This is a genomic window from Vreelandella aquamarina (genome assembly GCF_900110265.1).
GTDB classification, from domain to species: Bacteria; Pseudomonadota; Gammaproteobacteria; order Pseudomonadales; family Halomonadaceae; genus Vreelandella; species Vreelandella aquamarina.
In genome coordinates, this window is record NZ_FODB01000046.1 from 8055 (window position 1) to 34555 (window position 26501).

The 26501-nt window shown below is 53.2% G+C and carries 17 protein-coding genes and 1 pseudogene; 14 read left to right on the forward strand and 4 right to left on the reverse strand.

The annotated features are described in order from the left end of the window. Positions 1 to 314 precede the first annotated feature (314 nt). Positions 315 to 1580 (forward strand): serine hydroxymethyltransferase, encoded by a 1266-nt coding sequence (glyA, locus tag BMY49_RS12670; RefSeq protein ID WP_058577245.1) that lies wholly within the window; start codon positions 315 to 317, stop codon positions 1578 to 1580. A 111-nt stretch (positions 1581 to 1691) separates the two neighbouring features. On the opposite strand, the gene BMY49_RS12675 is transcribed toward glyA, so the two are convergent. Then, a complete protein-coding gene (locus BMY49_RS12675; RefSeq protein ID WP_244154967.1) occupies positions 1692 to 3119 on the reverse strand; it encodes a phosphomannomutase in 1428 nt (475 codons plus the stop codon). Positions 3120 to 3462: 343 nt separating this feature from the next. Here BMY49_RS12675 and BMY49_RS12680 point away from each other — a divergent pair, with 343 nt between their 5' ends. The 6 genes from BMY49_RS12680 (at position 3463) to BMY49_RS12705 (ending at position 12085) form a co-directional block, all read left to right on the forward strand. Continuing rightward, a complete protein-coding gene (locus tag BMY49_RS12680; protein WP_058577247.1) occupies positions 3463 to 5217 on the forward strand; it encodes a type I secretion system permease/ATPase in 1755 nt (584 codons plus the stop codon). 1 nt (position 5218) lies between these two features. Beyond that, positions 5219 to 6598, forward strand: coding sequence for an HlyD family type I secretion periplasmic adaptor subunit (locus tag BMY49_RS12685; RefSeq protein ID WP_054645237.1), 1380 nt, complete (start codon positions 5219 to 5221; stop codon positions 6596 to 6598). Between the two features lie 53 nt (positions 6599 to 6651). Beyond that, complete coding sequence (locus BMY49_RS12690; protein WP_244154966.1) at positions 6652 to 8070, forward strand: TolC family outer membrane protein; 1419 nt, start codon at positions 6652 to 6654, stop codon at positions 8068 to 8070. Between the two features lie 6 nt (positions 8071 to 8076). Further along, positions 8077 to 9453 (forward strand): undecaprenyl-phosphate glucose phosphotransferase, encoded by a 1377-nt coding sequence (locus BMY49_RS12695; protein ID WP_054641507.1) that lies wholly within the window; start codon positions 8077 to 8079, stop codon positions 9451 to 9453. 61 nt (positions 9454 to 9514) lie between these two features. Beyond that, positions 9515 to 10954, forward strand: a complete 1440-nt coding sequence (locus tag BMY49_RS12700; protein WP_054641508.1) for a mannose-1-phosphate guanylyltransferase/mannose-6-phosphate isomerase — start codon at positions 9515 to 9517, stop codon at positions 10952 to 10954. 15 nt (positions 10955 to 10969) lie between these two features. Next, a complete protein-coding gene (locus BMY49_RS12705; RefSeq protein ID WP_089675724.1) occupies positions 10970 to 12085 on the forward strand; it encodes a glycosyltransferase in 1116 nt (371 codons plus the stop codon). Between the two features lie 58 nt (positions 12086 to 12143). On the opposite strand, the pseudogene BMY49_RS12710 reads toward BMY49_RS12705, so the two are convergent. After that, a pseudogene (locus BMY49_RS12710) lies at positions 12144 to 12506 on the reverse strand (transposase); the annotation flags it as partial. A 306-nt stretch (positions 12507 to 12812) separates the two neighbouring features. Between BMY49_RS12710 and BMY49_RS12715 the strand changes: the two are divergent. From BMY49_RS12715 to BMY49_RS12725, 3 genes are read left to right on the forward strand one after another with little or no spacing between them, the layout of a single operon-like run. Continuing rightward, positions 12813 to 13607: an ABC transporter permease gene (locus BMY49_RS12715; protein WP_089675725.1), complete on the forward strand. Its 795-nt coding sequence runs from the start codon at positions 12813 to 12815 to the stop codon at positions 13605 to 13607. After that, complete coding sequence (locus tag BMY49_RS12720; RefSeq protein ID WP_089675726.1) at positions 13604 to 14881, forward strand: ABC transporter ATP-binding protein; 1278 nt, start codon at positions 13604 to 13606, stop codon at positions 14879 to 14881. The genes BMY49_RS12715 and BMY49_RS12720 overlap by 4 nt, the downstream gene beginning before the upstream one ends. Then, on the forward strand, positions 14881 to 18330 hold the full coding sequence (locus BMY49_RS12725) for a glycosyltransferase (RefSeq protein ID WP_089675727.1): 3450 nt from the start codon (positions 14881 to 14883) through the stop codon (positions 18328 to 18330). Before BMY49_RS12720 ends, BMY49_RS12725 begins: the two co-directional genes overlap by 1 nt. A 126-nt stretch (positions 18331 to 18456) precedes the next feature. On the opposite strand, the gene BMY49_RS12730 is transcribed toward BMY49_RS12725, so the two are convergent. Further along, complete coding sequence (locus BMY49_RS12730) at positions 18457 to 20340, reverse strand: choice-of-anchor L domain-containing protein (RefSeq protein WP_089675728.1); 1884 nt, start codon at positions 20338 to 20340, stop codon at positions 18457 to 18459. Between the two features lie 38 nt (positions 20341 to 20378). Continuing rightward, entirely contained in the window at positions 20379 to 21299 is a 921-nt protein-coding gene (locus tag BMY49_RS12735; RefSeq protein ID WP_089675729.1) for a DUF4214 domain-containing protein, read from the reverse strand. A 251-nt stretch (positions 21300 to 21550) separates the two neighbouring features. Between BMY49_RS12735 and gmd the strand changes: the two genes are divergently transcribed. The 4 genes from gmd to BMY49_RS12755 form a co-directional block, all read left to right on the forward strand. Beyond that, complete coding sequence (gene gmd / locus BMY49_RS12740) at positions 21551 to 22582, forward strand: GDP-mannose 4,6-dehydratase (RefSeq protein WP_054645246.1); 1032 nt, start codon at positions 21551 to 21553, stop codon at positions 22580 to 22582. A 23-nt stretch (positions 22583 to 22605) separates the two neighbouring features. Beyond that, on the forward strand, positions 22606 to 23502 hold the full coding sequence (locus BMY49_RS12745) for an NAD-dependent epimerase/dehydratase family protein (protein WP_089675730.1): 897 nt from the start codon (positions 22606 to 22608) through the stop codon (positions 23500 to 23502). 504 nt (positions 23503 to 24006) lie between these two features. Further along, positions 24007 to 25740: a DUF4214 domain-containing protein gene (locus BMY49_RS12750; RefSeq protein ID WP_089675731.1), complete on the forward strand. Its 1734-nt coding sequence runs from the start codon at positions 24007 to 24009 to the stop codon at positions 25738 to 25740. Positions 25741 to 25989: 249 nt separating this feature from the next. Continuing rightward, positions 25990 to 26501 (forward strand): SapC family protein (locus BMY49_RS12755; protein WP_143058132.1); only part of this gene is annotated, 512 nt, incomplete at its 3' end.

Genomic DNA, 26501 nt, shown 5'->3' on the forward strand with positions numbered 1-26501 from the left:
GGAGGCCAATTTATTGGGCGACGGCGGCGCCAGCCGCCCTTAGCCTGCCGAGGCACCAGTGCCCTCATCATCGCGAGCTAAAGCTCCCTCCTACAGCTGGCCTTATCGATCAAGTAATGTGCCCCCCTGTGGGAGGCCAATTTGTTGGGCGACGGGCACGCATGGTTGTCCATTTGGTCAGAACTTTACCCGGCTGGCAACATGAAACATGCTCATGCACCACCTGACGCGGATGCGATGAAAGTCGCGTCAGGCTGCGGTATGATAGCCGCCTCGCTTCTCCATGATGATCCTTTCTAACGAGGTTCCCGCCGATGTTCAGCCGCGATATGACAATTGCCGGATTCGATGATGCGCTATTTGATGCCATGCAAAAAGAAGTGGCACGCCAAGAAGCCCACATCGAATTGATTGCTTCTGAAAACTACGCCAGCCCCCGCGTACTAGAAGCGCAAGGCAGCCAGCTGACCAACAAATACGCCGAAGGCTACCCAGGCAAGCGCTACTACGGCGGCTGTGAATTTGTCGATATCGCTGAAAACTTGGCCATCGACTACGCCAAGCAGCTGTTCGGCGCGACCTATGTCAACGTGCAGCCGCACTCTGGCTCACAAGCCAACAGCGCTGTTTTCCAAGCGCTGGTCACACCGGGCGACACCATCCTCGGTATGAGCCTAGACGCGGGCGGCCACCTGACTCACGGTGCCAGGCCCAACTTCTCCGGCAAGCACTACAACGCCATTCAGTACGGCCTGAACGAGCAAGGCCTGATCGACTACGACCAAGTCGCTTCCCTGGCCCGTGAACACAAGCCGAAAATGATCATCGCCGGTTTCTCTGCCTACTCTCAGATTGTCGACTGGGCAAAATTCCGTGAAATCGCTGACGAAGTCGGTGCTTACTTACTGGTGGATATGGCGCACGTTTCTGGCTTGGTCGCTGCTGGCGTTTACCCCAGCCCGCTGCCCCACGCCCATGTGGTCACGTCCACGACGCACAAAACTCTGCGCGGCCCGCGTAGCGGCGTGATTCTCTCAGCCGAGAACAATCCGGACATCGAGAAGAAGCTGCAGTCGGCAGTATTCCCCGGTGGCCAGGGCGGCCCGCTGATGCACGTCATCGCCGCCAAAGCGATCTGCTTCAAAGAAGCCATGGAGCCCGAGTTCAAAACCTACCAGCAACAGGTGGTTAAGAACGCTCAAGCCATGGCGAAGGTATTCATGGATCGCGGTTACGACATCGTGTCCGGCGGTACGGAAGACCACCTGTTCCTGCTCTCGCTGATCAAGCAGGGCGTGACCGGTAAAGATGCGGATGCCGCCCTTGGCCGTGCCCACATCACCGTTAATAAAAATGCCGTACCGAACGACCCGCAAAGCCCGTTCGTTACCTCTGGCCTGCGTATCGGCACCCCAGCCGTGACCACGCGCGGCTTCGGTGAAGAGGAGTGTACGCAGCTGGCAGGCTGGATTTGTGACATCCTTGACGTACTGGCCAAAGGCGAAGACACCAGCAGCGTTGAAGCCCAAGTGCTCGATAAAGTCGCTGAAGTTTGTGGCCGCTTCCCGGTTTACAAATAAGCTGATTGTCAGTAAGTTCGTGTTAAGGCTCTCTCGCAGTCTCTCCTAGGCTACGGAAAGCCCAAAAAACCGGGCACCCTCAAACAGGGTGCCCGTTTTTTGTTGGCTGACTTAAAGCGGAAGGGTGGCTAGCGCCCGCAAACACTTTTGCACCAATGAAGAGGCTTTGGTCTGTTCATCAGATTCACAGTAACAGCGCAGCTCAGGGGCATTACCCGAAGGGCGAAGGTGAACGATATCCCCATTATCCAGCGTAGCGCGAAGGCCATCGGTGGTATCAATATGGGCCACTGATGCCTCTAACCCTAGGGTTTGCACTAAGGTAGCTGGGGAGGCTTCCCACTCAGCCAAAAGCTCACGGCTTTTCTCGGTGGGGAACTCCTTTAAGCGATCGCTCGCCGTATAACGGGCAGGCAATTCAGCAAATGGCTGAGAGAGCGGAACCGCTTTTTCAGCTGCTATTACCATTAGCGTGAGTGCAGGCAGCAGGGCGTCGCGGGTGGGAAGTGCTACGAGCTGCCGATTGTCCTCCTCCAGCGTGCTGCCGAGCAAGAAGCCACCGTTCGCCTCAAAACCTGCCACGCGGTTAAAGTCTGCTGAAAGCGCTGTCATGCCCGCCAATACATAAGGGGAGCCAATGCGCGTTCGAGCGACCTTTTCAAAAGTACCGCACTGCTCAATGACAGTATTACAACTTACCGGCACTACCAGTGCCTCAATATTCAATGCGCTAGCGCATAACAGCCCCACGATATCGCCACGCTGCCAAGTGCCCGTTTCATCGCCCACTAATGGCCTATCGCCATCGCCATCGGTGGAGAGTAGGGCATGTAAATGATGCTGTTTTGCCCAAGCGCGCCCTTTGGCTTGATCTTCTTCACTGACCGCTTCGGTATCAACCGGTACAAAGGCGTCGCTGCGGCCTAGCGTTATCACTTCCGCCCCCAGCGTTTCCAAAATATGCGCGTTTAGATCACGGCCCGCTGCGGAATGCTGGTAAAGGCCAACCCGCCAGCCTGTTAGCGGCTCACCTGGGAACCAAGTGGCAAAGCGCTCCGCATAGGCTTGGTTAGCGGCATCCGATACCTCATTGCGCTCAACGGCCGCGAGTGAAGGCATAGCAGCATCGGCCTGTAAAATAGCCGCTTCATCCTCTTTGCTAATCTCACCATCCGGGCGGTAAAACTTAATTCCGTTACGGTCGAAGGGAATATGGCTGCCGGTAATCATAATGCACGGAACGCCATCAGCCATGGCCTTAAGCGCCAGGGCGGGCGTAGGCAGCACGCCATAATCATCCACTGCCAATCCCATCGCCTTAGCAGCGCTGGTACAAGCGGCCGCCATACCAGGGCTGCTCGGGCGGCGGTCCAACCCCAAGGCAATGCGCTCAAATGTAAATGAACGCTTCATAGCGGAAATGAACGCCACGGTAAATGCCGCGCATACCTCATCTGAAAACTGCTCTACCAGACCGCGTGCACCGCTGGTGCCAAAGGCGATGCCGCTGTCCTCAATAACCGCGGTAGTGGAACGCACTGAGCTCAACGTATTTCTCCTGGAAAAAATGCCTGACGCGAGTTTAACACTCCAGGCAAGAAGCGCTATGTGCCGCTTTGGCGTTGATCAAGGTGAGAAGCGAATTAAGGAAACGCTGCACCAATCCCGCCACAGGTGTCTGGCAGTTCGCTGGTCAGAAAGCGACCGCTGATGCAGTGAAAGTGCCATTATGAGCGTTTCAGCCGCTTAGAGACGAATTGATCAGCGGTTCCTTAAAAGGCTGTCTTAAATCGTGCCCCTACCCCTGGTAGGGGCGCTTCTGTTATGCTGCGTCGACATTTTTCTGCGCTTGACGCCTCTTCGATTGAACGGTGAACCTTCCATGGCAAAGCAACAGGAAGCAACGGATCTGCAGCGTGCACTAAAGGCCTGCAAAGGTTCGTTTATGTCAGTAGGCTTTTTCAGCATGTTTGTGAACCTACTGATGCTCGTTCCTCCCATGTACATGCTCCAGGTCTATGATCGTGTTATCTCAACACAGAGTGTCGACACGCTACTTATGTTGACCTTAGTTGTGGTCTTTTTATTCATGGTTATGGGGGGGCTAGAGCTGGTTCGGTCTCGCATCCTAGTAAGGGTAGGTAACCGGCTAGACACCAGCATTAACGAGCGCCTCTACAGCGCTATGTTTCGTCGCAGTTTGGTCGCTCAAGGCGGCTCAAGCGCACAACCCTTAAGCGACTTAACCAGTCTGCGCCAATTTCTAACGGGTAATAGCCTATTTGCCTTTTTTGATGCCCCTTGGGTGCCGATTTATATTGGCGTTATGTTCCTATTTCACCCTTGGCTTGGCATTTTTGCTATTGGCGCAGGCATTATTTTGATCGCGTTAGCAATTGCTAATGAGAAAGCTACAAAAGGCTTAATGGCTGAAGCGAATAGCGAGCATATTCAAGCGCAAAACCTAGCGAACTCAAATCTTCGTAACGCGGAAGTATTACATGCCATGGGTATGCTGCCCGGCATTATGGGACGCTGGTCAGCGCGACATCATGAGTTTTTATCCAAACAGTCGCAGGCAAGCGATCGGGCTGGTGCGCTTACCAACACCTCAAAGGTGTTAAGAATGCTCTTCCAGTCGTTAATTTTAGGCTTAGGTGCACTCTTAGTATTACGCGGTGAAATGTCTCCAGGGATGATGATTGCAGGCTCAATCCTAATGGGCCGGGCACTTGCGCCGGTTGATCAAATGATTGGCGGTTGGAAAGGCTTTGTTAGTGCGCGTGGGGCCTATGGCCGCTTAAACGAGCTGCTAGAGCAGATCCCTGAGGAGCAGCGTAAGATGTCGCTACCTGTCCCGCAGGGTATCGTTGCGCTGGAAGGCGTGGCAGCAGCACCCCCCGGCTCCCGCATGGCCACTATCCGAGGTATCAACTTCTCTGTCCCCAAAGGCGAGCACATCGGCATTATTGGCCCAAGTGCGGCAGGTAAATCGACACTAGCCCGCGTGCTGTTGGGCATTTGGCCCTCTCAAGTAGGTGATGTGCGGCTAGATGGCGGTGTCATCACCCAGTATAACCGCGATGAAATCGGCCCTTACATTGGTTACTTGCCGCAAGATATCGAACTGTTCGACGGCACCGTTAGTGAAAATATTGCCCGCTTTGGCGAGATAGATCCCCAAAAGGTGGTCGATGCTGCTAAAAAAGCCGGGGTTCATGAAATGATCCTTGAGCTGCCCAACGGTTACGACACTGTTATCTCAGCCTCCAGTGGTGCGCTATCTGGCGGTCAACGTCAGCGGGTAGGTCTTGCCCGTGCACTATATGGCAACCCGGTGCTCGTCGTGTTGGATGAGCCCAATGCGAACCTAGATGACGTAGGAGAACGCGCGCTTGCAGATGCCATCGCTCAGCTGAAAAAAGACGAGACAACACTGTTTGTCATCAGCCATCGTACCAGTGTGCTAAAAAATATGGATAAGCTATTGGTTATGAAAGAAGGCCAGGTCAGCATGTTCGGCCCCCGTGACCAAGTACTTGCACAGTTTGCCAAGAAACCACGCCAACAAGTCGGCCAGCAGAGCACTGCAAGGCTTTCAGCCATCTCCGGCGGCCGTGGTAGCGAGGAGTCCTAACATGAGCGACGAAAAGCGTAATCTCACCTCGTCGTCAGAAATAGACGTTACGCCGAAAGGCCCCGTCACCATCGACGGCGAATCACAAGAAAAGCTGCCTACCAATGATAAAGGGTATCGCAAGCTCGGCTACGCCATTTTATTGTTCGCATTAGGTGGGTTTGCTCTCTGGTCAGTAACCGCATCACTAGCGGTTGCGGTGGTGGCACCTGGTAGCGTTTCTATCGAATCCTTCAAGCGTACCGTACAGCACCTTGAAGGCGGCATTGTGCGCGAACTGCTGGTTGAGGACGGCGATAAAGTGGAAGCAGGTGACCCGCTGGTGATTTTGAGCGATACGCAATCCCGCTCGCAGCTTGAAATTGCCCGCTCGCAATACCTGATTAACCGCGCCATGGAAGTCCGTCTGCTAGCCGAACAGGAAGGGGCGGATATGATGGTGATTCCTGAAGATATTAAAGACGCCGATAACCCCCGCGTACAGCAGGTGATTGCCGTACAGCAAAGCTTGTTCACGGCGCGCCGCCAATCGCTGATCAGCACACTGGAATCTCTGGATGAACAGATCATCCAGATGCAGCAACAAATCGACGGGCTAGAGCAGCGCATTTCGGTGAATACCCAGCGCATCTCCTCGCTACGCTCGGAAGCTGAAGACTTTCGCTCGCTTTATCGTGAAGGGCTTGGCGATAACCAACGCCTGCGTGAGCTAGAGCGCCAGGTACTGCAATACGAAGGTGACAACGCTGAGTTTCGTGCCAACATTGCCCAACTGCGTTCGCAAATCAGCGAAAACCGTATGCAGCGGGAAATCCAGCAGCAAGAGTTCCAAAAAGAAGTGGGTGAACAGCTGCGTGATGCGCAGGCACAAATTGCAGAAGCAGAAGAGCAAATTATCTCTCTTTCTGATCAAGTAAACCGCACTGTGATTACAGCACCCGTTTCAGGTACGGTTGTTGGTCGGCAGGTACACACGGTAGGCGCCGTCATACGTGCAGGTGACACAATTATGGATGTTGTGCCTTCTAATGATGGGTTTGTGGTTGAAGCGCGTATACCCACGCGTGATATCGATAATATCTACATTGGGCAATTTGCTGAAATCCGCTTCAGCGCTTTTAACCAGCGTTTAACCGATGTGATTGATGGCGAGGTCATTCATGTTAGTGCCGACAGCTTCGAAGACGAAGCCACCGGTGAAAACTATTATCGTGCCCGTGTGCGTGTGACCGAGGATGGCCAAGCAGATATGACCGAACAGATGCAGCTTCTTTCAGGTATGCCTGCTGAGGTGATGCTACGTACCGGTGAGCGTACCTTCGCCAGTTATATTGCCAAACCCATTTCAGACATGCTTTCACGTGCCATACGAGAGGATTAATGACTAGGATGCTGCATAAAACCGTCAAAATAGCGCCCATAGCGCTAGCTATTATGCTCGCTAGTCATCCGCTGTGCGCCCAGCAAGACGTGCCCGCAGACGCTTCTGCAATGGCCGAGCTAACTGCGCTAGAGCAGCCTGCCACGGCTGCGAGTGAGTTGCCCTCCTTGCCAGAACTGTTTGCGCGGGCACTAGAGCATGATGCTGAGCTATCTAGTCAGCGCTTTGAGTATGAGGCTACGCAGGAAGAAATTGCTATGGCACGTTCGCAGTTGCTCCCCCAGGTGACTGCTTCTGGAACATACCTATGGCAAGACTCTACGAATATTCAAACGTCGCCAGATGATTTTGGCCTGGACCAAGAAGCAACGCGTCCCGGTGAAATAAACGAAACTGTGTGGCAGGTGCAGTTGCAACAGCCCTTGTTTAGCCTAGAGCGTTGGCGTGGTGTTGATGTTGCTAATGCTCAGGTAAGTGCTGCTGAATTGCAGCTGGCGCTAGTAGAGCGCGACTTAGCGCTGCAAGTAAGCGAAGCCTACATACAAGCGTATCTCTCCTCCCAGCGTTTGGGATTGTTGGAATCCCAGCAGGAGTCGTTAGAGCTGCAGGTGCGCCAAGCACAGCGTGCCTATGATTTAGGCGTAGGCGACCGCATTAACCTGCTGGAAGCTCAATCACGGTTAGACCAAGCGATTTCAGATGCAGTGCTCGCTGAAAACGAGCTAGATAACGCAATTAGTACACTTGAAAGGCTCACGGGCACACTTCCAACGTTTCGTGGCTTAGCCGTTGGCGAGCTATCTAACGTAAGCTTACAAAGCGAGTGGGGTAGCCAGGACGACTGGATCTCACGCACTGGGAAAAACTTGGATGTGCTGCTCGCCCGCCAAGATCAGCGGGTTACCGAAGCCGACACCAGTACGCGCCGTGCAGGGTACTATCCCGAATTAAACCTCAATTTAAGTTATTCAGACCGTCAAAGTGATGACCCATTACGTGAAAGTGAAGATTACCGTGCTAGCGTAGAAATGAGCATGCCTATTTATCGGGGTGGCTACACCTCCTCTAACGTAAGGCAGGGTGAGCGGCGTATAGATGCCACCCAGGCCGCTTTTGATAACCAGCTCAACTTAGCGGTTCAAGAAGTACGCCAACGGCTACGCTCGCTTAATGGCCACGTTCGCCGTGTAGAAGCGCTTGAGCAAGCCATTGCGTCCAGCGAACTGTTTTTAGAAGCCGCAGAGCGGGGAGAACAGTTAGGACTGCGTGATTTGGTCGATGTGCTGGATGCCCGGGCAAGCCTGTTCGATCAGCGCATTCAATATGTTGATACCATCGGTGAATATGCACTCGATACGTTGGCCCTCCAGTCAGCTGTGGGTGGTTTAGGCAGCGATGATCTGGTGAATATCATGACCTTACTCGCTTCCACGACGGATTTAGCCGCCACTACGACTACCTCAGGAATGTGAGCCAGCATGGCAGCGTCAAAGGGATATCAAAGTAACGATTGGCTCAGGCGCGCCATGCGCTGTTTTGATGCTGCTATTGCCATGGTAGCGGCGTTGTTAACCCTCTGGGCAATTCCCGTTGAACTGATAGATGTCGATGACTACTTTTTCCTTATTGTCATTGGCTGCTTACTGCTACCAGCGGTAGGCGAGATGCTAGGGCTTTATCAGCCGTGGCGCGGGCGAAGTCTTTACACCATGTTAGGGGTGTACTTTCTGAGCTGGCTGGCCACCATTGGGCTGATCAGTTTGTTGCTGGTTGCCACGCAAACGACCCACAGCTTTTCACGTTTGTGGATGGGGCTAGCCGCGTTAGCCGTTCTATTTTCCGGAAGTTTGTTGCGGACTTCGCTATACGCTTATCTGCGCCACGTGCGTGCGTTGGGGCGTAATTTGAAGCGCGTGCTGTTAATAGGAAAGCCGGAAAATATCGCCTTGCTTGAACAGCGTATTGCCGATTTACCGCATACTGGCTACTTGATCGTAGGGCACCATATTGACCCTGCGGATGAAGATTTTTTGAAGCATATCGCTGAGTTTGCAAAAGCGAATACTTTTCAGCGGGGGTTTGATGAAATCTGGCTGGGCTATCCTCTTGTGGAGGGCGGCCGTGTACGTAAGTTAATGAGTTTGCTGGCAGGTATTCCCATCACGGTTCGCTTTTTCCCCGATTTGCCCGATGTTCGTTTGCTGAACCATCGGATTACTCAAGTAGCGGGTCTATATTCGCTAGAGCTAAATCATACGCCCCTCAATGGCCCAAAACGTTTACTCAAAGCATTAGAAGACCGCGTGCTTGGATTGCTGCTATTGATTATTTTCATGCCCGTTATCGTGATAGTCGCAATAGTCATACGTTGGGAAATGGGAGCTCCTGTACTATTCAAGCAAGAGCGTCACGGCCTAGACGGTAAGTGTTTTAAAATCTATAAATTTCGGACGATGAAGCTTCATGCTGAAAGTCATACGAAGCAAGCTAGCCATGAAGACCAGCGCATTACGCGGCTAGGTCGTTTTCTGCGCCGCACCAGTTTAGATGAGCTTCCGCAGCTTTATAACGTCTTGCAAGGGCGAATGTCGTTAGTGGGGCCACGTCCGCACGCGATGGATCATAATGATCACTACAAAGACCATATTGAAATCTACATGCAGCGTCATCGGGTAAAGCCTGGCATGACGGGATGGGCGCAAGTGAATGGCTTAAGAGGTATCACCGAAGACGTAAAATTGATGCAAAGGCGTGTCGAGTACGACCTCTACTATATCGAAAATTGGTCACTGGGTTTTGATTTAAAAATTTTGGTTATGACTATCACACGTGGCTTTATCAATACGCAGCCTTAGAGTGGTCACGCTACTCAGGATCGCTAGATAAAGGCAGTGAATAAAGCTTCAAGGAGGAAATATGATTTTTCCGGTAATTTTATCCGGTGGTTCTGGTTCCCGCTTATGGCCGGTTTCTCGTGAGCACTACCCAAAACAGTTTCTAAATTTACATAAAGATGACCGCAGCCTGCTACAAGAAGCGGCGCAGCGTCTTGTAAATGTTAATGATGCTGGCACACCCATTGTTGTATGTAACGAAGAGCACCGCTTTCTGGTGGCTGAGCAGATGCATCAAATTGGTCTGGAAAACACCCAGATTATTTTAGAACCCTGTGGGCGCAACACCGCACCGGCTCTTGCCTTGGCGGCGCTAGCTGCGCATAGCGTTAGCCTAGAAGCCGAGCTGCTGGTTATGCCAGCGGATCATGTCATCAAAGATGAAGTAGCCTTTGCGCAAGCGGTTGCAAAAGGTAGTGAGCTTACGCGCAATGACAAGCTGGTAACGTTTGGCATTACCCCTCACACGCCCAATACTGGCTATGGTTATATTAAGCGTGGAGAGGCGCAAGGGGCGGGTTACAACGTGGACGCGTTTGTAGAAAAACCCGACCAAGCACGTGCTGAAAGCTATTTGGCTAGCGGTGACTACCTGTGGAATAGCGGTATTTTTCTGTTCAAGGCAGGTGCTTACCTAGACGCGCTGCGCCAGCATGCTCCAGACATCCTAGAGGTTTGCGAGCGCGCCTACGCCCAGCGTAGTGAAGATCTCTATTTCCTACGGGTTGACCAAGCAACTTTCTCTGAGTGCCGTAGTGAATCCATCGACTACGCCGTGATGGAACACACAAAAGACGCTGCCGTTGTTCCCATGGATCCAGGCTGGAGCGATATTGGCGCATGGGATGCGCTGCATGAGCTAAAAGCTTCAGGCGACAAGCAGAACGGCAATGCCGTTCACGGTGACGTGATGCTCCACAATACCCGTAACAGTCTGGTGCATAGTGAATCGAGGTTGGTGGCTGCGGTTGGTGTCAATAACTTAGTGATTGTTGAGACCGATGATGCAGTGCTGGTCGCTGACCGGCACCAGGCTCAAGACACTAAATTGATCGTTAACGCGCTCAAAGCGGCGGGCCGTAAAGAGTCACAGTCTCATCAGCGTGTCTATCGCCCCTGGGGCAATTATCACACCATGGTGCTAACCGACAGCTTCCAAGTGAAGGAGATTGTCGTTAACCCTGGTGCCAAGCTTTCATTACAAATGCATCACCACCGTGCAGAGCATTGGGTGGTGGTTCAGGGCACCGCTAGGGTTACCCAGGGGGAAGGGCATGGCGGTCTTAGTAAGCTAAAAAGCTTTCTGCTTTCAGAAGATGAATCGACATATATTCCATTAGGAACGGTTCACCGACTCGAAAACCCTGGGGTGATTCCACTGCACTTGATCGAAGTGCAAACCGGCTCCTATTTAGGGGAGGATGATATCGTCCGTTATAACGACGAATACGGGCGCGAATAGGAGCCAGAGGTACTCATGAAAGTCGCCATCGTTCATGACTGGCTGACCACTTGGGCTGGCGCTGAAAAAGCGCTAGCCGAATTGCTCGCTTGTTATCCCCAGGCAGAAATCTTTACGACCGTTAACTTTTTGTGCGTGGCTGAGATACCCTGTTTGAAAGGGCGCACCATTCATACAAGCTTTATCCAAAAGCTACCCGGTGCACGTAAACACTACCGGCGCTACCTGCCATTAATGCCGCTAGCCGTCGAGCAGTTCGATTTAAAAGGTTTCGATTTAATTTTATCCAGCAGCCATGCAGTGGCTAAAGGCGTGATATCTGACCCTAACGCGGTGCATATTTGCTACTGCTACAGCCCCATGCGCTACGCTTGGGACATGCAGCATCAATATTTGCGACAGTCCAATAATTCCCGTGGGCCAGTAAGCTGGTTAATGCGCTGGCAGCTGCACCGGTTGCGCCAATGGGATTACCTTAGCGCCCAACGCGTCGATCACTTTATTGCTATTTCTCACTATATTAAACAGCGTATTCGAACGTTTTACAGGCGCGAGGCAGAGGTAATTTACCCGCCTGTCGAGGTTGAAAAATTTTGTTACGATCGGCCGAGGGAGGCTTTTTACGTTACAGCTTCTCGTATGGTGCCTTATAAACGCATAGACTTAGTGATTGAAGCATTTAACAAGATGCCTGAGCGCAAGCTAGTTGTGATTGGTGATGGCCCCGATTATGACAAGCTAAAAGCATTAGCAGGGCCAAACGTTACGCTGCTGGGCTTCCAGCCGGATGTGGTTTTAATTGACCATCTTGAACGAGCGCGTGCTTTTGTATTCATGGCAGAAGAAGATTTCGGTATTTTACCAGTTGAAGCTCAAGCCGCCGGGGCACCTGTACTGGGTTACGGTGTTGGCGGTTTAGCTGAAACAATTCAAAACCATGTTTCAGGCTTGTGGGTTGAAGAACAAACAAGTACAGCACTCATAGCGTGTGTTAAACAGTTTGAAGCACTCAAGCATACAGATGAAACCTTATTCTCGGCTGGAGTGTGTCGGGCAGCGGCCCAACGGTTTGCCGCCTCTAACTTTATCCAGTCGATGCACGCGCTGGTTAGAAAGCACTTGTCGAGCTAGATGATTTAGCAAAGCACTGATCAAACAATCACCACATAAACGGTTCTTCGTCGTTGGGTGTGGCGACCAGCGGGGAGTAGATGCGGGCTCCGTAAAGGCCATGATAGGCTGACCCGCCCTGGTGGCCATGGACCTCGATCGGCAGGCCGTCGATGTCCAGCGTCAGCTGCTTGGGACGTTCACCGTTCTTCAGCGACGTCAGCCGCCAGACCACCAGCCGCAGCAGGCCTTCGTGCACGGCATCGATGTTGTCATTGCGTCCGAGGCAGCTCAGCAGCCTCGACAACGTGGCTTGAGACGGCCGGTCCTGGGCCAGGGGCGTCATCCCACGTGTATCACTGCAGGCCAACTGCCAGAGCGGGTCGCGGCGCAGCGTGTCGGTATCGCTAAGACCGATCCAGCCCATCGCCCGTTGCAGGAGGGCGTCCAGGTGGATAGGCTTTCACCCATAGCGGATGGCTCTCTTGGTTCAGGTTCTTGCCGGAACGTTCTGATTTCTCAAGAGAATACCATCCGCTATCTTCGTTTTCAGGCCGGCCTCATGAATAAGCCGGGATGAACAGCATGCATAGCCACTCACTTCCCAATGCTGGCGTTTAGTTTCGAAAGGAACTCACGCCATACCTGGGTGCCTGTAACGGTGGTGCACACCCTACGCTTGGCTTACCATATTGCTCCTTGCGACACTCTTGCGACTCAAACATTGCCCACGGCAAAAGGTAACGGAATGCTGGAATCCCTAAAAGGGGCATGGCGCTATCGCCAATTTATTGCCACATCTATTCGTCACGAACTGGTCACCCGTTTTGCCCGCAGCCGAATAGGCGGCGCATGGATGATTATCCACCCGCTTTCGATGGTGCTTATCTACGCGCTGATTCTTTCAGCGGTGCTCTCTGCCAAGCTACCTGGCATAGAAAGCCAATACGCCTACGCCATTTATCTCACTGCAGGCATGCTGGGCTGGAGCCTATTTAGCGATATTCTCAACCGCTGCTTAGGCGTGTTCATTGAAAACGCTAATTTAATGAAGAAGCTAGTGTTCCCCAAAATAGCGCTACCCGTCATTATTACAGGTTCTTGCCTGATTAATAACATTGCGCTATTTGCGGTGATTTTAGTGGTGTTTGCCGTGCTTGGGCACTTTACCCCAGCGACGCTGCTGTGGGTGCCTGTACTGACGGGGATCACAGTGCTGCTAGCGTTGGGCTTAGGGCTGATGCTGGGTATTTTAAACGTGTTTATTCGTGATATTGGTCAGTTGATGCCCATCATCATGCAGTTTCTCTTTTGGTTTACGCCGGTGGTTTACCCTGCTGAAATTGTCCCGGAATCGCTACAAACCGTATTAGCGTTCAACCCGCTGTTTCACTTAGTGGGTGCTTACCATAGCGTACTCGCTTACGGTCAAGCGCCTTCGTTGTTGGCATTAGTAGGGCTAACCCTGTTGGGCGGAGGGTTAGTGATCATGAGTGCCGTGCTATTTCGTAAAGCCAGCCCAGAAATGGTGGACGCCCTATGAATACAAACGCCCACACCGAAAAACAGCCCCTGTTAGAAGTTCGTGAACTTGGCAAAGCCTACCGCCGCTACCAAAACGAATTCATGCGCGTTGCCAGCTGGTTTAGCGCTGTTCCCCCGCAAGAAGAGACCTGGATACTGCGCGATATCAACTTCGATGTCGCCCAAGGCGAAGCAGTGGGTATTGTCGGGCAAAACGGCGCAGGCAAAAGCACTCTGCTGAAAATGATTACCGGCACCCTGCGCCCCTCAGAAGGCTACATTCGCACCCACGGGCGGGTAGCAGCAATTTTAGAGCTAGGCATGGGCTTCAATGGCGAACTTACTGGCCGCCAGAACGTCCTGCACTCCGCCGGGCTAATGGGCTTTACCCACGCCCAAATCAGCGCCGCCATGGACGATATCGAAGCCTTTGCCGAAGTAGGCGAATACTTCGACAAACCCATGCGCGTCTACTCCAGCGGTATGCAAATGCGCGTCGCCTTTTCCGTGGCCACCGCCTTTCGCCCCGATATCCTGATTGTGGATGAAGCCCTCTCGGTAGGCGACGCCTACTTCCAGCATAAAAGCTTCGACCGCATCCGTGAATTCCAGCGCCAAGGCACCTCGCTGCTGATTGTCTCCCATGACAAAGCCGCCATTCAAAGCCTCTGCGACCGCGCCATCCTGCTAGAGCAGGGCAGGGTGCTGCAGGATGGCCAGCCCCAAGACATCATGGACTACTACAACGCCATCATTGCCCAAAAAGAGAACGCCCAGGTGGAAGTCACCCCGCTGGCAAGCGGCCAAATTCAAACCCGTTCCGGCACCGGCGAAGCCACCGTCACCCAAATCAGCCTACACGCCATCAACGGCAACCCGCTGGAAGTAGTAGACGTTGGCCAAGAGGTAGAGCTGCGTATTGATATCGCCATACACGCCGACTTACCCGAGCTAGTGGTGGGTTACAAACTCAAAGACCGAGTAGGGCAAGAGATATTCGGTACCAACACCTGGCACACCCACCAAGTAGAACGCGAATTAACCGCCGGAGAAGTGCTTAACTATCGTATGCGCTTCAAGGCCAACCTTGGCCCCGGCAGCTACTCGGTGTCCACATCGTTGCATAGCAGCGACACTCACCTCACCAATAACTACCAATGGGTAGACCATGCGCTAGTATTCCAAATGGTCAACATGGAAAAAGACTTCTTCTTAGGCAGCAGCTGGGTGATGCCCACCATCGAGTGCGAACGCCAAGCCGCGACACGCTTAGCACCTAACGAGTCAAATTAATGGATTTTTATACCCGTTTTACTAACCATTTCCGTGGCGAAAAAGACGCCATTAAAGAACGCCTAGCGGTATATGTGCCCTTGCTGGCCCCCATTATGGCCCGCTACCCCGAGGCACCGATTATTGACCTAGGTTCTGGCCGGGGCGAATGGCTAGAACTACTAACAGAGAACGGCTGGCCCGCCAAAGGCATCGACAGCAACGAAAGCATGGCCAGCGCCTGCAATGAACGCGGCCTAAATGTTGAAGTGAACGACGCCCTAACCGCCCTCCAGCAAATGGAAAGCAACACCCTGGCAGCGGTGACCGGCTTCCACATTGCCGAGCACATCCCCTTTGATGAGCTAGTCACGTTAATTCAGGAAATTCACCGCGCACTGCTGCCCGGAGGGGGGCTCATACTCGAAACGCCCAACCCCGAAAACCTGACCGTTGGGCTATGGAGTTTCTATTTAGACCCCACCCACCAAAAGCCGCTGCCCCCGCCGCTGCTGCACTTCGTTGCCACCGACACCGGCTATGGTAAAGCCCATATATTGCGCCTTAACGGCCCCCAACCGCCGGAAGAGGGCGCGCCGCCGCGCGATTACCTAGACTGGGTAATCTCTGCCTACCCGGATTACGCGCTGATTGCCCATAAGCAAACCGACGACGCCAGCGCCCCCTGGTTTGAATACTTAGAGCAACTCACCGAATCGCAGCAGGGGAGCCTAGAAACCCTAGCCGCCAAGATTGAACAGCAAACAGAACAGCTCGCCCAAGCCACCAGCCAATTACGCCAAACGCGGCAAGAAGAGCGGCGCTATCGGCAAAAAGCCGAACAGCTACAGCGAGAGCTGGATGACATTTACGCAAGCCGCTCTTGGCAGGTCACCCAACCCCTGCGTGGCGCCATGCTGTTCATGCGCCAATCGGAGCAAAGTAGCGGCAAACTGCTGCGCCGCTTAGCCCAAATTCCTTGGCTAAAACGGCTAGCGCTCAAAGTGCTCAACCGCTTCCCCAGCCTGAAAGTCCGCGTGTTAAAACGCATGGCCGCCAGCGATGGCCTATTCAGTAGGGCAGGGCAGTTTCGCGAAGAAGACTTCCAAAACCTGGATGCCGACATCACCGCCGCCGTGCGCCTAGAAGCGCTCACTCTGCGCGATGCCCCTCTGGCCAGCCCGCAAACAGCGCCTCAAGGCATCCGCCTGCAAGGGCACATTAACGGCAGCTACAGTCTTGCTTCGGTAAACCGCCACCTGCTAAACCGCCTGCAAACCAGCCAGCACGCCCCCGCCTTATGGCTAGCCCCCCACGAGGGCAGCCCAGAAGCCCAAGTGCGCAGCGCCCCAGGCGGTGAACAAGAAGTGGCCCAGCTCAACGCACTCACCGACCCCACCGCTTGGCAAGCGCTGGCAGAAGGGCAGCGCATTGCGCTTTACCACCACTACCCGCTAATAGAGCCAGACCCCAGCCACGGCCTACCCATTGCGCTATTTTTCTGGGAAGAGTCCTGGGTGCCCAGCGAGATGGTCGATACCCTTAACCGGCACTACGCTGGCGTCATCGTCACCGCCTGGTTTGTCAAAAAAGTACTCATGGATAGCGGCTGTAAACTACCTATCCACGTGATTGCCCTGCCGCTGGTGCCCAACCCCCACGCCGCCCACAGCAGCGCCGCTGATCTCGCGCGGGTTGCCCAGCAGCACAGCGTTAACCTACTGCATGTTTCATCCGCCTTCCCCCGCAAAGGCGTGGATGTGCTGCTGCAAGCTTTCGACAAACTCGCTGCTGACCCCAGCATTACGCTAACGCTAAAAACCTTCCCCAACCCCCACAACCAAGTGGAAGTCTGGGCCGAACAGTACGTTAGCGAAGCGCACCGCCAGCGGCTAACCATCATTATGGAAGATTACGACGCCCAGCAAATGGCCGAGCTTTACCAAGCCGCCGATATTGTGGTGCTGCCCACCCGTGGCGAAGGGCTCAACATGCCCGCCATTGAAGCAGGCGAGTTTAGCCGCGCGCTGGTAGTGACCGGCTACGGCGCCCACACCGACTTCACCCCAGCGCAGCATTCAGGTTGGGTCAACTACTGCTTCGACCACGCCCAATCCCACTTCAGCGCAGGCCAAGCCGTATGGGTAGAGCCCAACGTGAACAGCGTGGTAGAGCAAGTGCAGCAGCACATCAACGCCCTACGCCAAGGCGGCGAGCGCGCCACACGCGCCGCCAGTGAGCTACACCGCGCCATTCAGGCCCGCTTCTTCGCCCCTAGCGCCGTTGAATCGGTACTGAGTGCCCTAGGTCGCCTGCAAGCCGTTGCTTACCGGCCCACGCCGCCGCTGGCCATTAGCCTCTATACCACCTGGGATGAACCCTGCGGTATTGCCCAATACAGCACTCACTTAGTGGCCGCCCTCCAAGCGGAAGACCCCGCCATCAGCGCCACCATATTTGCGCCTCAGCACCGTAACAGCAGTGCACAAGTACAACCACCGCTTAGCCAGCACCGCTGGCAACGCGGACAAAGCCCCTCGCTGCAAGAAGCCACCGGCAACGTTGTATGGTTACAGCACCACTTCGCTTTCTACGAGCTAGACCGCGCCCTACTAAGAGAAGTGCAACATGCCCGGCGCCAAGGCAAGGGTGTGTATATTACCTTGCACACCACGCGGCCAATTATTGACTTTGATACTAATCGCCGCCGTACGGTAGCTGCCACCCTAGCCGCCTTCGACCGAGTCTTTGTGCATACCCTAGACGATCTCAACTATCTAAAGCGGATCGGCCTGACCGATAATGTGACTCAGCTCCCTCAAGGCGTAGATACCTGTCAAAACCCGCCAGCAGCCAGCGATAGTCAAGCGCCCATCATCGGCAGCTTCGGTTTCCTGTTGCCTCATAAAGGGGTTAATACGCTTATTGAAGCCTTTGCCGCCCTACGTAAAAAAGAAGTACTTCCCGCGCACAGCAAGTTACGGTTGGTGAACTCTGTACGTGATGAGCCAAGCTCCCAAGAGGAGCTAGCCCGTTGTCAGCGCACTTCTCAACGGTTAGGGGTAGAAAACCATATTGAATGGATAACCGATTTCTTGCCGTTAGAAGACGCACAGCGCTATCTTGCAGAATGCAGCGTGGCAGTATTGCCTTATCAATACACACAAGAATCCAGCAGCGCTGCCGTACGTACCGCCGTAGCCGCTTGCCCTAATATTCTCACTACACCAGCCCCCATTTTTGATGAAGTGAAAGACGCGGTGTGGCAGACGCAAGGCTTCGACAGCCAGCATATTGCAGAGGGCATTACCAACGTGCTTCATGCCAGTGAAGAGCAGCGCAATCTATACCATCAAGCCCGGGAACAGTGGCTGAGCCAACGTAGCTGGCAAGCGCTGGGGCAGCGTTACGTAGGGTTATTAAAAGCAGGAGAAGTGGAAAAGCAGTTAAAAGCACAGTCCCACGCCTAACCTATCTTCAAGGCAGCGAAACGACAAAAGGGGCGCTCCTTTTATTAAGGAGCGCCCCTTTGTGTATTGCGGCGCCCCTCTGTGTCAATTGCGAGGAGCGCAGCAACGAAGCAATCTCAAGCGTGCTTACGCAACATCCATTGGCTCAATGATTGAGACACCGACGAAAATACCCTCGGGTATCTCCGCATGATCGCTCAGTTCAAACAGCTCGTGGCTAGCGATACTGCCATGGGTCGCCAGCGTAACGTCAGCAAACTGAAGCGATGCCTCAGTAGTATTCGCAGATAGCATGGCATAGCCATCTTCCAGCCAAATGTAAGAAGGCTCACTAGACGCCGCCACCTGAACCAGCAAGTTCGCCTCTGTATCCTGAACCAGCAGCGTTGTGCCATCGCGGACAATACGGATATCTTCTTCACTAACACCTTCTAACACCACCTGGCTACCGGCGGAAAGGTTCATTGCCCCAGCACCTTTCTCAATAGTGATTACCCGGCCACTGGTATCGCCAAGCAGTTTCACAAGCTTCTCAGTGCTAGCGATTGTAATCGACGTATCGTCAGCATTTATGACGCGAGTGCTTTCGGGAGCTCGGTTGCCTTCTATAAAGAGAATGTCTGTGGCATCTTCATCCGACAAAGTAGTAAAGACACCGTTGCTAAAATCACCCTCTAGCCTAATCGTCGTATCGCTGTTGCCATCCTTGTTGGTATCAATATCTAAAATGGCAGAGCCCATCGTGACAGTTAAATTTTCCTGGCCGAAGCTAGCGCCGGAAATAGAAAGAGAATCCTGCTCGCTAAAGCCCACCACCGTATCGCCATTTAACTGCTCGGCGTTGCCTTTTACCGTGTTGCTACCGCCTTTGCTGATGTCGTAAACGTCTGCCGCGGTGCTGCCGGTCATCGTATCGTTGCCAGCGCCACCTACGAATAACGTAGCGGTGTTGGGTGAAGGAGCCGATAGCTCGCTGCCTTCATCGCTAGCTTCAACGTTTACCAGGGTGCCTTCGTACTGAGAAGTGAGCGCACGGAAATTGGTAAGAAATAGGCCGGAGTCCAGAATAGCATCGCCCGTATCCGCAACCCCTAAACGAACGTGATAGGTATTATCCTCCTCGTTTAACGGAATGCTGATGGTGAGCTTAGGCGTTAAGCCGTTGTACTCAATAGCGAGCTGGGAAGGGGCAGTGGTAGCGTCCGTATCGCTTGTGTCGTATTCGTAAAAATCGACGGTGTTATCGATAAACCGCCCGTCCTCAACGGTGGCACCCACAATACTCAGTGGCTTAGTCACATCACCATCGATATACGCATAGTTCTGCCCGTTAACTATCACCGCCGCAATATCTACAAACGAGCTGTTAATATAGTAGGGGTACTCCTCTGAACCAAACAGCACATCCAAATTGATTGAGCGGATGCTTTCGTCGGTAACGGTAAACGAGAACTCCAAAATAGAAGCATCTTGGGTAGTGCCAGCGCCTTCAAATGCCGCCTGAGCGATCGCAGTGAGTTCTTCATCGCCAGTGTCGAGTTGTTCCCAATACCCCTCTACCCAATCACCATCCATGACAGGGTTGCCCTCTTCATCTACCACCGGGTCGCCGTTTTCATCATAAGTGGGGTACTCCTCCCAAAACGGCTCGTCGTACTCAATCCATTTACCAAGGCTATTACTCAGCGAGTAGCTGCTCTCAGTATTGGTAAGCGCTGGCGCACCATCGCCACTGGTGAGCAGTACGCCTGGCGTTAAGAGGTTAAGGCTCTGGCCAAAATCAAGAGAAGCAAACGTAGAGGCAGAGCGGTCGGCGCCAATAAAGTTAACCGAGCCCGGTAAAATGTTGATTCCTGCAATGTTGCCCAGTAGGGCAGCCAGCAAATCGTTGGGAGTCATGCTTTGGCTATCGTAAAGCGAAAACACGCCCGTTCCCTGATGGATGTTAGGTTCTATCCACTCACCTTCGTTCATATCATCCAAGTAAGGCGTAGCATTGACAGTATTCATCGCGATATTTCCTTATAACGTTATTAAGAGTAATACGATTAAGCGAACGTGATCTCGCCCAGCCCGCTGGCCGCATTAAACGCCGCAACAGAAGTAAAGAAGCCATCAACCCCTACCAAGGTGATCTGCGAAACAGCGCCTTCTCCATCATCGAATTGCAGCAGCGTATTACCCTCAAATACAGAGACCCGCACATCCTCAGCGCTTACGCCCTCAAGCACTAACGTATCGTCCGCGGAGTAACCTGAAATAGCGGTATTGCTAGCGGCTTCAACGCTATCAAATAGCACATACAGCACATCGCTGGCGTCGAGGCTGAATGGCTTATCATCGCCTAAATACTCATCGTCTAAGCGAATTTCTTCCGGCGTGGCGCCGGGTTGAGAAGGCAGCGATGGCAAGACTGGAGACGTCGTGCCATCGGTTGCCTCCCCCGCGGTAATCAATGCAACCAGAGTGGTCAGTTCGCTCGCGCTTAAAAGCCCCAGCCCGCTATCATCCAAATACACCCGCGAGAGCGCTGCCATGGAAGGGCCATCAGCATCAGAAGCGGCAGTTAGCGCAGCAGCAATAGTCAGCTTAGACGTGAGCAGGGCGCTGTCTTCAGCATTTTCAAGCGCGGCAGTCGCAAAGGCTTGCGCGACATTGCTGCCCGCCTGGGAAAAGCTAGCGCCGTTACTGAGTTGGCTGTCCAGCGCGCTTTGCCAGTAAGCGATCTCCTCACTGTTTGCCTCACGGTTTAGCAGCTGTTGATAAAGCTGGCTGATAAACGACTCGGTGGGGGTATTGGCCCAGCGTGTGGTAGCTTCTGGCTGCTCTAGGCTGGTAAAAGCAGCATAGAGTGTTTCCAGCGACTCACCTGATTCAAGTTGGCTCAACCAATAGGTTAAGCCTGTTTGGTCAGCAGCGCGGTTATAGTGGGTGAGGTACCACAGCTGGAACGTTTCCTGAGACGTCATTTATATTCCCTTATTCCCTAGGTGTTTAGTCGCCACGTATGTGGCTGTTTAAAGAGAAAGACTCGCTTCCCCGAATGTAAGTTTGCCCTAGGGGGAGGCAAAGTGCCAGTCGGCAATAGGGCGTACACAGCCTACTGCAGGCGGCGGGGACAATGCGGGTTGACACTACGGGCTAGCTCGCCACAATACTCCCCTTTATCCACTGCCACGTATGGCAGCTTGCTAACACGAAAACTGAAAGGAAAAGCGTCATGAACGCAATCGTGACAGGTATTACAGGCCAGGACGGCGCCTACCTCGCCGAGCTATTGCTAGAAAAAGGCTATACCGTTTATGGCACCTACCGTCGTACAAGCTCGGTTAACTTCTGGCGTATTGAAGAGTTAGGTATTGAAAATCATCCCAACCTTCATCTGGTGGAGTACGACCTAACGGATCTGTCCGCCAGTATCCGCCTAGTGCAGCAGTGCAAACCCCGCGAGATTTATAACCTCGCCGCACAAAGCTTTGTAGGCGTTTCCTTTGACCAGCCCATTACTACCGCAGAAATCACTGGTCTAGGCGCAGTAAACCTGCTGGAAGCTATTCGCATTGTGGATAGCACCATTCGCTTTTACCAAGCCTCCACATCTGAGATGTTCGGCAAGGTGCAAGAAGTACCCCAAACCGAAGCGACCCCATTTTACCCGCGCAGCCCTTATGGCGTGGCCAAGCTGTATGCCCACTGGATGACCATTAACTACCGCGAGTCTTACGACATATTCGCCACTAGCGGCATTCTGTTTAACCACGAATCCCCCCTGCGTGGCCGCGAATTTGTGACCCGCAAAATTACCGACGGCGTGGCACGCATTAAACTTGGCAAACAAGAACGTTTAGAGCTAGGCAACCTGGATGCTAAGCGTGACTGGGGCTTTGCAAAAGAGTACGTAGAAGGCATGTGGCGTATGCTACAAGTGGATACGCCTGATACTTACGTACTCGCGACGAACCGTACGGAAACCGTGCGTGACTTTGTCACGCTAGCCTTCAAAGCTGCAGATATTGAACTGCGTTGGGAAGGGCAGGGCGAAGACGAGCAGGCGGTTGATGTGGTCACTGGTAAGCAAGTGGTTGTGATTAACCCGCGCTTCTACCGCCCAGCCGAAGTAGAGCTACTGATTGGCAACCCCGAAAAAGCGACCCAAGTGCTAGGCTGGAAGCCTGAAACCAGCTTAGAAGAGCTATGCCGCATGATGGTAGAAGCCGACTTAGAGCGCGTGAAAAACGGAACTGGCGGCTAATCTACCCGATTCAAGGAGTCACTATGTCAACTTGCCTGGTTACGGGCGGTAGCGGCTTTACGGGCCGCTACTTAATTGCCCATTTAAAACGCCAAGGCCACCGGGTAGTGGCTCTGGCGAGTCAGCCCTGCGGGGCTGATGAAACCTACCCTATTGATCTCAACAACTCAGAAGCGCTCAGCCATTGCATCACCCAAGTAAAGCCCCAGCAAGTTTACCACTTAGCGGCGCTCTCCTTTGTTGGGCACCCCACGGCATTAGATTTTTACAAAGTGAATGTGCTGGGTACTGAAAACTTACTAAACGCCCTAAGCGCGCTGCCTATGCCGCCCCGTGTGTTGCTTGCCAGTAGCGCCAACGTATACGGCGCGAACGCTCAAGCAGTGATTGACGAACGCGTACTGCCCGCGCCTGTTAACCATTACGCCGCCTCCAAACTGGCCATGGAGCACCTTGCCCGCACCTATGCACAGCGCCTGCCGTTACTCATTGCTCGCCCCTTTAATTACACCGGCCCCGGCCAGGCCGCACATTTTTTGGTGCCAAAAATAGTTCAGCATCTGCAGCAGCGTGCGCCCCGCATTGAGCTAGGCAATATCAACGTAAGCCGCGATTTCAGCGATGTGCGCGATGTGGTCGCTATCTATGGGCACCTATTAGACCAATGGCCTGCCCAGGCGGAAAGCGGCAGCGTGATAAACGTAGGCAGTGGGGAAGCAGTCTCCCTGCAGGCCCTTATCAGCATGCTGGAAACCTTAACAGCGCATCGTATTGAAATAACGGTAAACCCTGCGTTTGTACGCAGTAACGAGATACCAGAGCTGAAAGCCTGTACCAAGCGCTTAAATGCCTGGGTGCCGGGCCTTTCGCGTCACACACTGAATGATACGTTAGCCGCCATGCTTGCTAATACCCCATAGAGTGTCTACACCTAGTAGGTGGCCGATAAAGGAAACACTGTTTTTTATTGGCAATAGCCATGAACTATGGCAAGCTTGAAGCAAGCTAAGTTAATGGAAAACGTGGTAGCCTAGGTAAAAAATAGGTGCACCAGCGCGTTACAAATATCATTAGGGTCACACAACTGACATAATGTTGAGTGAAAGTGCAAGGCATATCCCTAGTCAGTGCCGCACCACATCAAGGTTTGCGCTAATGATGTTTTTTTACCAAGCCCATGCTATTGACTTAGAGCAACCGCTACGAGTACAACGTAGCACTGAGAAATGAGTAACGAACAGTTCGTGACGGCTTAAGTGGTCGCCAAAGCGGTGCCTAAACCGGAACGCAAGGGATAAGTATTAGCCTAGGTGGAAAAACCACCAAGCTAATTCTTTGGAGCGAGGCCTCGCTCATAGCCGTGCTAACCATGAAGGTTAGTAGTGGCTTATGTCGATTCGACAATTCAATAAGGAGTTTTACAAATGGCTTTAACAGTCACTCAAGTTCAGCAGCTTTATACCGCTTACCTAGGCCGCCCGGTCGACCAAGAAGGCGTTGACTACTGGACTGATGAAGAGCGCGATCTCAACATTGCTGACCTACGTTTCAACCTGGCAAATGACGATCAGCCAGAATTCGTAGAACTTTACGGTGATCTTACCCGCGTCGAGTTGGTAGAAGCTATCTACCAGAACATGTTCGGCCGCCCGGCTGACGAAGACGGCCTAGCTTACTGGACTGAAGGCGAAGGTTCTGTTGTACCGGCTAACCAACTCCAGCAGCTGTTCATCGAAGCCGCTTCTGAAGAAGACAGCGCTGCATTCGAAGCTAAAGTAGCCGCTGACCTTGAAGCTTACGAAGCTGGCGACACTTCAGAGCTCACTGAAGCGCTGGTGGCCCTGCAAGAAGCCCAAGCCGCTGAGCGCGCCTTCTTGGAAGAAGCTGCCGAAATTGAAGCTGTTCTGGCTGAAGATGCCACGCTGGATGACGAATCCACTAACGACGAGATTGAAACAGCAATTGACAATGCAGTTGCAACCGCGTCAATAGGTGTCGTCGCTGAGCTGAACAATCTTGATGCAGCGCTTGGTGGTTCTACGAAGTTTGCTAGCTACGCTACCTCTTTCGACAGCGCTTCTGCGGCTGTGAAGGCGGAAATCATCGCTGAAGCTCAAGCCGAAGCGGCTAAAGCAGTTCAGTCAGCGCAGGACCAAGTAGGCAAAATTTCTGGCCAACTGAGCAAACTGAATGCGTTGGTTAGCGCTAAAGCTGCTTATGAAGCTGCACTGAAATCAGTTGATAAGGCTGCTCCTATTACGAATGCAGAGCTTGCCAAGTTCGATGCTCTGAATGGCAGCATCACTGCTACTATTGCCCGTGCCGATGCAGCTACCTTCGCTGTGAATGACGGCAACTCTGTCGACCTCATCAAGGTCGAAAATGGCGTGCTTAAGATTCAGGACGCTGGTAAGTCGCTCGCAGGTATTGATGCGATGTTCACTGCTGCACAGGCTGAGTATCAGGCACTGTTGGCTGCCGAAGCAGGTGAGACTAACTTCGAGGCTCGTCTGATCTCTGCTCGTAATGGTGAGTCTGATGCGGCTGATATTGCTACTGTCACAGAATCTGCTGATTACACCATCAACTCTGATAACACCATCACGATCAATCCAGTAATTACTAATGAAATGCCGGATTCTGATGCACTTCTCGCCGCTCGTGGTGTAGAGGCTGAGCTGAATGAAGCTATCAGTGACTACCAAGCAGTTGCTACCCTAGCCGCTGATTTAGCTGCCCTGCAGTCTGACGTTAAAGACGCTGCTGATGCTATCGAAGAGCTTGGCTACGAGCTTGCTGAAGTAACCAATGGTGCTGCTGGTACGGATGCAGACGATCTCTTCGTTTATGCTGACGCTGAATTGGACATTTCTGGCTTCGGCCTGGAAGGCAACGACCTGCTGTTCATCGGTGAAGGCTTCAGCGAAGTACGTGTTGAAACTGGCGACGATGCCGTTTCTGATCGTCTGGGTGCCTCTTCCGAATTGGAAATTTTCTTCCAGCAAGAAGGTAACAACGCCCTGATCTTCGTTGAAGAAGAAGCGTTTGGTGGCAACGCCACTAACCCTAACGACCTGGTCAAGATTACGCTGGCTGGCGTTAATATCGAAGACCTGCAGTTCGAAAACGGCTACGTTTCCGTTGTAGAAGTCGCCTAAGCTCCTCTGAGCTAGGTAGCAGGGGGAGGGCAACCTCCCCCTTGCTCCTTTCAAGTCATCGGGTGGTGCAGCACAGGCCGCCGGATGCAGTAAGCTCTAACCAGCTTACTTGCCCAGAAAAGTACGATCTAACCCCTGGCCTCGGCTGGGGGTTTTTTATTCGTGGCTAAGGCTGAGAAAATACCGCCCTACAACAGCGCTATTTCCTCAGTGTTGGTTCGTCATTACTCGTTTTTCCAGGGAGTCTTTATGTCCTCACCCCTCGTACTAAGCCCCAAGGAGTGCCAGGGCAAGGCCTGGCATCCGCCTGTCGATGCAAGCTTTGCCGCCCAGCAAGCGCTACTGCCCCTGCACGCAGGCGAACTCGCCAAAGCCGCTGCCACCATGCCGTTAGCCTTGATGAAAGAGGGGCGCGAGTGGCGGTTAGTCGGTGTGTGCGGCATCGAAGCCGGCCATAACCTCTTCATCAAGGACGGCCAGTGGCTGGGCAACTACAAGCCCGCGTGGCTCTCCACCTGGCCGTTTGCGGTGGTGACGGTAGGCGAGAAGGGCATCGTCACGTTTGACCGCGATAGTGGCCTATTGGCCGAAGAGAGTGCCGGTGAGCCGTTCTTCGATGCGCAAGGCCAAATGACGGATGCGGTATCTGCCCGGGTTGAGGCGCTTAAGGCTGCGCATGGTAAGCACCAAGCGACACAAAAAGCGCTGGCGGCCCTCGCTAAGGCTAACGTCATCACCCCCTGGCCAGAGGCGTTAAAAAG

Excerpts from the sequence above, each read along its gene's own strand:
- glyA (WP_058577245.1), top strand. The coding sequence starts at position 315 with ATGTTCAGCCGCGATATGACAATTGCCGGATTCGATGATGCGCTATTT.
- BMY49_RS12680 (WP_058577247.1), top strand. The coding sequence starts at position 3,463 with ATGGCAAAGCAACAGGAAGCAACGGATCTGCAGCGTGCACTAAAGGCC.
- BMY49_RS12685 (WP_054645237.1), top strand. The coding sequence starts at position 5,219 with ATGAGCGACGAAAAGCGTAATCTCACCTCGTCGTCAGAAATAGACGTT.
- BMY49_RS12690 (WP_244154966.1), top strand. The coding sequence starts at position 6,652 with ATGCTCGCTAGTCATCCGCTGTGCGCCCAGCAAGACGTGCCCGCAGAC.
- BMY49_RS12695 (WP_054641507.1), top strand. The coding sequence starts at position 8,077 with ATGGCAGCGTCAAAGGGATATCAAAGTAACGATTGGCTCAGGCGCGCC.
- BMY49_RS12700 (WP_054641508.1), top strand. The coding sequence starts at position 9,515 with ATGATTTTTCCGGTAATTTTATCCGGTGGTTCTGGTTCCCGCTTATGG.
- BMY49_RS12705 (WP_089675724.1), top strand. The coding sequence starts at position 10,970 with ATGAAAGTCGCCATCGTTCATGACTGGCTGACCACTTGGGCTGGCGCT.
- BMY49_RS12715 (WP_089675725.1), top strand. The coding sequence starts at position 12,813 with ATGCTGGAATCCCTAAAAGGGGCATGGCGCTATCGCCAATTTATTGCC.
- BMY49_RS12720 (WP_089675726.1), top strand. The coding sequence starts at position 13,604 with ATGAATACAAACGCCCACACCGAAAAACAGCCCCTGTTAGAAGTTCGT.
- BMY49_RS12725 (WP_089675727.1), top strand. The coding sequence starts at position 14,881 with ATGGATTTTTATACCCGTTTTACTAACCATTTCCGTGGCGAAAAAGAC.
- BMY49_RS12730 (WP_089675728.1), bottom strand. The coding sequence starts at position 20,340 with ATGAATACTGTCAATGCTACGCCTTACTTGGATGATATGAACGAAGGT.
- BMY49_RS12735 (WP_089675729.1), bottom strand. The coding sequence starts at position 21,299 with ATGACGTCTCAGGAAACGTTCCAGCTGTGGTACCTCACCCACTATAAC.
- gmd (WP_054645246.1), top strand. The coding sequence starts at position 21,551 with ATGAACGCAATCGTGACAGGTATTACAGGCCAGGACGGCGCCTACCTC.
- BMY49_RS12745 (WP_089675730.1), top strand. The coding sequence starts at position 22,606 with ATGTCAACTTGCCTGGTTACGGGCGGTAGCGGCTTTACGGGCCGCTAC.
- BMY49_RS12750 (WP_089675731.1), top strand. The coding sequence starts at position 24,007 with ATGGCTTTAACAGTCACTCAAGTTCAGCAGCTTTATACCGCTTACCTA.